The organism is Desulfobacterales bacterium (assembly GCA_028704555.1).
In the GTDB taxonomy this organism is placed as follows: Bacteria; Desulfobacterota; Desulfobacteria; order Desulfobacterales; family JAQWFD01; genus JAQWFD01.
Map to the genome: position 1 here is coordinate 1 of JAQWFD010000090.1, position 2,796 is coordinate 2,796.

2 protein-coding genes are annotated in these 2,796 nt (G+C 46.2%); both read right to left on the bottom strand.

Going from position 1 to position 2,796, the window contains the following annotated elements:
- Positions 1–1,951: AAA family ATPase (locus PHQ97_16080; protein ID MDD4394252.1), on the bottom strand; the 1,951-nt coding region annotated here is incomplete at its 3' end.
- 126 nt (positions 1,952–2,077) lie between these two features.
- Positions 2,078–2,796: FtsX-like permease family protein (locus PHQ97_16085; GenBank protein ID MDD4394253.1), on the bottom strand; the 719-nt coding region annotated here is incomplete at its 5' end.

The window sequence follows — 2,796 nt, forward strand, 5'->3', positions numbered from 1 at the left end:
ATCCCGGAGGAGAACCAATTAATCTGGTAACGGAGAATTTTTCCTGATATTCCGACATATCGATTCTGGTCATTTTATTTTCATCGTCAAACAGATAATCTGCCAATGCTTTGGCCAATTCTGTTTTTCCGACACCTGTCGTTCCGAGGAAAATAAAGGATCCTATAGGGCGTTTGGGATCATTCAAACCTGCACGGCTCCGGCGCACAGCGTCTGAAACAGCGGCAATGGCTTCTTCTTGTCCGATGACCCGTTTATGCAATTCTTCTTCCAGGTGAAGCAACTTGTCTTTTTCGCTCTGCATCATCTTGTTGACGGGTATTCCTGTCCAACGGGAAACAATGTCTGCAATATCCTGAGCATCCACTTCTTCCTTGATGATCGGGCTATCTCCCTGCATCTGATGTAGTTTTTCTTTGGTACTGTCAATGGCAGCCTGGGTTTCCTTCATTTTTCCATAGCGGATTTCGGCCACTTTGCCGTAATCGCCTTCTCTTTCGGCTCTTTCTGCTTCATATTTCAGGTTCTCCAGGTCGATTTTGCCTTGTTGGATTTTGTTGATTTGTTCTTTTTCGGAACTCCATTTTGCTTTGATCTTGCTGCTTTCTTCCTTCTGGTTGGCTATTTCCTGATTGAGCTGAGATAACTTGGTTTGGTCGTTTTCGCGTTTGATGGCTTCACGCTCGATTTCCAGCTGCATGATGTTCCGTTCGATGATATCAAGTTCTTCAGGGACGGAATCAATTTCCATTCTCAGTTTGGCTGCTGCTTCATCCATCAGGTCGATGGCTTTGTCCGGCAGGAAACGGTCGGTGATGTAGCGGCTTGAAAGTTCCACGGCGGCAATCAGGGCATCGTCCTTGATTCTGACCTTGTGGTGGTTTTCGTAACGTTCTTTCAGACCACGTAGGATGGAAATGGAGCTGGCTTCGTCTGGTTCGTTGACCTGAACAATCTGGAAACGACGTTCCAGGGCCTTATCCTTTTCGAAATATTTTTGATATTCGTTGAGCGTAGTTGCCCCGATGGCTCGAAGTTCGCCTCTGGCCAACGCCGGTTTTAGAATATTGGCTGCGTCCATGGCTCCTTCACCTCCGCCTGCTCCGACCAGGGTGTGGATTTCATCAATGAACAGGATGATTTCGCCTTCGGACTGAATGACTTCATTGATGACCGATTTCAGACGTTCCTCAAATTCGCCTTTGTATTTGGCTCCGGCCACCAATGCGCCCATATCCAGAGAAAACAATTGTTTGCTTTTCAGGTTTTCCGGTACATCACCACGGATGATACGGTGAGCCAGACCTTCGGCAATGGCTGTTTTACCCGTACCAGGTTCTCCAATCAGGATGGGATTGTTTTTGGTACGCCGGCTTAGGATTTGCAATACCCGGCGGATTTCTTCATCACGGCCGATGACCGGATCTAATTTTCCTGAACGTGCGCGCTCATTCAAATTGATGGCGTATTTGTTCAGGGCGTTATAGGTATCTTCAGCGGATTGGCTGCTGACTTTGGAGCCTTTCCTCAGTTCCCGGATGGCTTCATGCATCACTTGTTCGGTGAGACCGGCTTCCTTCAACAAGCTAGAGACGGCATTCTTTTCGGTGAGTAAAGCCAAAAGGATGAACTCCAGCGATACGAACTGATCGCCTTCCTTGGTGGAATAATCAATCGCTTTCTGGATGACGGCATTTGTCTCCCGGGAAAGATACGGTTCGGCATTGCTTACCCGCGGATAGCTGTCGAGCAGTCTGTCCAAGGCTGTATTGAGTGTATTTGGGTTTGCTCCGGATTTTTGGAAAAGGAAATTGGTCACATTTTCTCCGACCTCCATGACTCCTTTCAAAAGGTGTGGCGTTTCAATGGCTTGCTGTTGTCTTCCCTGGGCCAGTTCGATGGCTTTTTGAACAGCTTCCTGTGATTTAATGGTGAAATTGTTGAAGTTCATAATTTTTTATTTATAACAACGATCAAGCAACAATTGTTTTGCCAAACAAAAAATCCGCCATATTGACACTGTTATTGATCGTATAGTGTCAATATGGCGGATTTTTATAATTCCTATTGAGAAATCCTATTCGTAGCGGATTGCTTCTATCGGATCCAGCTCGGATGCCCGCTTTGCAGGATACCACCCGAAAAATATTCCGGTGACGGAGCAGACCAAAAAGGACAGAAAAACAGAATAAGCCTGAATTTCTATCGGCCAGTTCGCTATCCACTTGATGCTGTACGATGACATGACACCGAGCAATATACCGATAAGGCCACCTGTTACACTGATTAAAACGGCTTCAGTCAGGAATTGCATCAGGATATCTTTTCCTTTTGCACCGATGGACATACGAAGTCCGATTTCCTTGGTGCGTTCCGTTACCGATACATACATGATGTTCATAATGCCGATACCTCCGACTATCAGCGAAATGCCGGCTACTGCCGCCAGTAAGGTCGTCATCATGTCTGTCGTGGAGGTCATCATGGTGAGCATTTCCTTTTGGGTACGGACGCTGAAGTCATCATCTTCACCAGTGCTGATTTTATGTCTGTTGCGTAAGATTTCTTCTATCTGGGCCTGTGCCGCTTCTGTATCCTTTTCGTCAATGACTGATGCATAAATAGATTGCAGGTAGGTGATGGCCAGAATTCTTTTCATGACCGAAGTATAGGGTGCCAGTATGATATCATCCTGATCTTGCCCCATGGAGTTGTCTCCTTTTTCCCCAAGGACACCGATTACTTTAAAAGGAATTTTTCCGAAACGGATATTTTGACCAACGGGATCTTCACCGT